Here is a 4,081-nt window from a genome sequence, read left to right as displayed (position 1 = left end):
AACAGCGGCTCTGCAGCGCTGGTTCGTGCCGAGGACATGTTGCTGTTGGACCGTGTCAGGGACGCGCTTCCAAGCAACGCCGCAAGCGCCACCCCGAGAACGACGGCAAGCGCCCAGGCAGCGAGGCCATGCAAGCCGTCGCGATGTTCAATTTCGTCAGCATCCAAAGCCGCCGGCGCGACACTCGTTCGCCCCGCAATGTACCCTCCCACGCCGAAACTCAGTGCGGCCTGGATAATGAGATAGAGTCCCGACAAGATCCAAAGTGCGGCGGACGCGTCCCGCCACGTTGGCGCCGTCGACGAAATCCCCAACCCGATGGTCGCGCCGAACGCCAACAGGATCGACGACAGAGCGGTTGCCACCAGCGCACCCAGGATCGCCGGTGTCCAGTTCAAATACCCCGGGGGGACTCCCATGGGAGTCGCGCCGGGTTCAATCTGTTTCACCATGTCAGCGCAGCCCGAAGAACGACAATACGGCCAGGATGACGACGACCAATCCAACCAGATAAATTATACCGTTCATTTTTCTCTCCTCGTTTACTAACGATCGCACTTGCAGTTCATGTTGCGCTTTGCGACGCGCTCTTTCCCGCCGCATCGACCATGCGGCTGACCTTGCCTGAAAGGGCGTCCATCGCCGCCTTTGCGTCATCGATCGTGAGGCCCTGCCTGCGCGCTTCGTCCGACGCGGTTTCGACGACGGTGGCTGCAACCGTGGCCGCCTTGTCGATCTGCTGGCCGGCGATTTCGGCAGCCTTGCTTTTCAGGGTGTCGCTGGTTTCGCCAAGGTATGATTTTTCGATCTCGGTGTTCGGCAAGGCCGCGGCGATGCCGGCGCCGATGGCCAATCCAATGGCGCCCAATGCCAGGGGCTGTGCCTTGAACAGATCGGTCAGATTGCCCCGCACCGTGCCAAGAACATCGGCAGAATCCGGCAGGGCCTTTGCGTATTCCGAGGCCATGCGGGTCGCGGTTTCAATACCGTCGCTGCCGGTCTCACGGAGCGTGTCGGCAGCAGATACAACGCGGTCTTGTGTGGCGCTCATCGCATTCCTTGCCGCGTCCGGCAGGCGATCGAGGCCGGTCTTCTGAAGAATATCGCCAGGTGCACCTCCGGATTTGCCGGCGAACAGCCAGACCAGTCCCATTCCGATGAGGGCCGCAGAGATTGGATTACGGCGCGCTGCGTTGCCGAGGTCCTTGATAAAGTCCGAGCCTTTTTCAGTAATGTCGGTCATCGAACCATCTCCCTCGCTGCCGCTTTGTCTCGCTCGACTTCTTCAATCAGCACAGTGGGCGCAAGCGCATCGCCCGACAGGCGGTTAAGGCCCACCACGATGAGGGCGATCGATAAGGCCGCTGCGCCGCCACCGGCGACGAGATATGCGATGGGCTCCGAAAAACCGCCTTGTATGAGGGCAGCCGCCGCGGCAAACAACAGCAGGACAAGCGCTGGAATCATGATGACTGCCCCAGCACCCATCATTGCGGCAGCTCTCCCGGCCTGCCCGGCCTTTTCGGACAGTTCGGCGCGAGCCAGCGCAAATTCGTTTCCGATCAGCTTTGCAAGCTGACCGACCGCATCGCTGAACAGTTCCGGGATCGAACGATCAGTTCGAGAAGTCATCGCGGTACCCTCGGTTGTCTGCTGCGGAGGAGCGGCTGTCCGTTCTCAGGGCTTGCGAACTCGGGCCGTCGTCACTGGAGGAGCTCTTGAGGAACCGAACGGCTCCAAAACCCGCCAGGACCGCCAACCCAAGGAAGGCCGTGGGTTGACGGCGCGCAAAGGATTGCGCTTTCCGGACCACGTCGTTCAGGTTGCCGTTGCGGATGTGATCAGAAACTCCCTCGATCTGGGAGGCCGCCTTCCGGATGTAGGTGCCCGCGAGCGGGAGATCCGTATCGAACTCCCGTGCCGCGCGCCGCATTGTATCCGCCAGGTTGCCGACGTATTCCGCGCCGGACGATTTTTGACTGTTGACCGCGTCCTTGAGCTTGTCGGTAGCCTGAGATGCAACATCCTTGGCCGCATCGACGAGATCGGAGGCTTGGCCCTTGATGGCGTCGGTCGAGCTTTCAGCAAGATCCTTCGCCTTGTCGGTGAGGTCTCGGCCAGCCGACATGGCCTGCTCGCTCAAACTTTTCGTTGACGCAACCGCGTCGTCAAACTTCGCTCTTGCGGAGTCCTGGCCGGAAGACGACGTGCCTTGATGTGCAGTTCCAATGAGGTCAGCCATGTCAGTTTCCTCCGCCGGTATGTGAATGGGGTGTCTTGTCCGGATCGAACGCGGTCGTGACAGCGCTTTCCGCCACGCGCCTGACGCGTTGCAGGATCTCGCTTGCCGACTCGTCCAGCTTGTCCGGGGTCAGGCCTTCCGCGCCGGCCTGCCGCGCCACGTTTTCAAAAATTTCGCCCGCTAAGCCCTTGGCAGCGTCGAAGCCTTTGGAAGCCGCCTCGCTCGCCCGCCTTCTGGCGGCCGCGGCTGCGTCTCCGACGAGATCTTCCTCCAACTCACTCTTGGGAAGCGCACTCGCAATCAGACCTCCGACCAACAGGCCCACGCCGGCGACCAGAAGTGGATTCTGCTGGATCGTATCCAACATGGTCTTTCCGGCGCGATTGGAATAATCCGCTGCCCTGTCCCGAACATCCCGGGCCGCTTCCAGCCCCGCATTCGCCGCCGACGAGGCGGCGCTTCGCGTGGCGGCGGCTGCACCAGCGGCGATATCACGCGACGAATCCATCGCGGAACCAGCCACTTCAGACGCACTGTCTTTCATATCGGAGACACTCGTATTGATCGCGTCGCCTGCCGAGGCGGCCGAGTCCCTTAGCCGGTCTGCCAGACTGAGCTCTGGCGTCGAGGACGTTGCGGTGCGGCGAACCTGGTCCGCGCCCGCGGACAGCACGTCGCTAACGCGTCCGGCGGCATCCGAAACCGCACCCGTTGCCGAGCTGACAGCCTCTCCAACCTGTGCCGACATATCCTGGCCACGCCGGCCGAGTTCGTCCGAGAGATCGGAGGCCATGTCGGAGGCTTTTTGGGTGATCGATTGGCCGCTCTTTGTGCCGGCGAAAAAGATTCCCGCGCCAACCATCAGCACGGGCAAGGGAATAGCCCTTGCGAACCTGAAAAGCGGATAGGCGAGGCTTGCGCCCACGGCCACCGCCTGCATCGGGTTGCGGCGCGCGGCCGCCGTTATGTCCTCCAACATGCTTTCGCCTTTGGAGCGGACGTAGCTCGTGACCTCCGCCTTTATGTTTTCGGGACTGATGCGCTGGCGAATTTCGCTCGCGGTGTCGGTTACGCTCGCTTTGAGCTGATCTACCGTTTGGGTCAGACCTTCGCGCGTCTGTTCGGTCTCGCGCTGTAGCTCTCGGAGCGATCGATTGGCCGTCTGTTGCATGACCTTGATTCCTTGCTGTGCCAAACCTGAACTCTCGGACATTGCCTATTGTTCCCGACGCGTTTTGACGCTGGCACTCTTGGCTACGGCGGCGATCACGGTCGCGAGCGACTGCGGCGCTACATCATCACTCCGCTGCTCCTTGTCCGCTTCGAAATTTCCCAACCGGCAAACGATGATCCTGGCCGAAGCTGCCCGTCGGGAGAACTTGCGAACCGTGAACGACGACCTCGCCTCCGATACCTCCTCCAGAAAACAGACGCAGATCGTCTCTGCGTTGCCGGCGTCAATCTCGGTATCGGCACCGGAAACACGGGCGTTGAATCCTTCACGTTTCAACGCATCTGCGACAATCAGCGCGGCGCAATCGTCGAGCCGACCCAGTCCGGGTATGCAGAAAACCGGCTTGCCCAGCTTGCGCGCGTCGATGTTGACGATCTTCCCCTTCCTGGCGGGCGCTTCCGCACTAGCGCTCCCCTCAGCGGTCTCGTGCGCGGCGATATCCTCGATGATTTCGGAAACCGTCTCGTGGATATTCTCGAGCCTGACGTCGTCAAGCCGGCCCTGGGCGGCATCGGCCTCAGCCAATCTCAGGGCGCCCAGCAGGATTTCTTCGTAATAGGCCAAAGCGGTCCCCTTCTTCAGGAACGACCGTGCCTGTTCGATCG

5 protein-coding genes and 1 pseudogene are annotated in these 4,081 nt (G+C 61.6%); all 6 read right to left on the bottom strand.

What is annotated here, in order from left to right; translation table 11 throughout:
• Window positions 1-419, bottom strand: a pseudogene (locus JQ611_RS41320) (hypothetical protein); the annotation flags it as partial.
• 146 nt (window positions 420-565) lie between these two features.
• Window positions 566-1,243, bottom strand: coding sequence for a hypothetical protein (locus tag JQ611_RS41315; RefSeq protein ID WP_212414540.1), 678 nt, complete (start codon window positions 1,241-1,243; stop codon window positions 566-568).
• On the bottom strand, window positions 1,240-1,632 hold the full coding sequence (locus JQ611_RS41310) for a phage holin family protein (RefSeq protein ID WP_211996193.1): 393 nt from the start codon (window positions 1,630-1,632) through the stop codon (window positions 1,240-1,242). Before JQ611_RS41310 ends, JQ611_RS41315 begins: the two co-directional genes overlap by 4 nt.
• Window positions 1,616-2,242, bottom strand: coding sequence for a YtxH domain-containing protein (locus tag JQ611_RS41305; RefSeq protein ID WP_212414538.1), 627 nt, complete (start codon window positions 2,240-2,242; stop codon window positions 1,616-1,618). Before JQ611_RS41305 ends, JQ611_RS41310 begins: the two co-directional genes overlap by 17 nt.
• A 1-nt stretch (window position 2,243) precedes the next feature.
• Complete coding sequence (locus JQ611_RS41300; protein WP_212468832.1) at window positions 2,244-3,413, bottom strand: hypothetical protein; 1,170 nt, start codon at window positions 3,411-3,413, stop codon at window positions 2,244-2,246.
• Window positions 3,414-3,458: 45 nt separating this feature from the next.
• A complete protein-coding gene (locus JQ611_RS41295) occupies window positions 3,459-4,040 on the bottom strand; it encodes a hypothetical protein (RefSeq protein ID WP_212468831.1) in 582 nt (193 codons plus the stop codon).
• Window positions 4,041-4,081 lie beyond the last annotated feature (41 nt).

The organism is Bradyrhizobium sp. AUGA SZCCT0182, assembly GCF_018130185.1.
Taxonomy (GTDB): domain Bacteria; phylum Pseudomonadota; class Alphaproteobacteria; order Rhizobiales; family Xanthobacteraceae; genus Bradyrhizobium.
The sequence above is the reverse complement of the archived record's forward strand: the minus strand, read 5'-3'. Positions and strand labels throughout refer to the sequence as shown.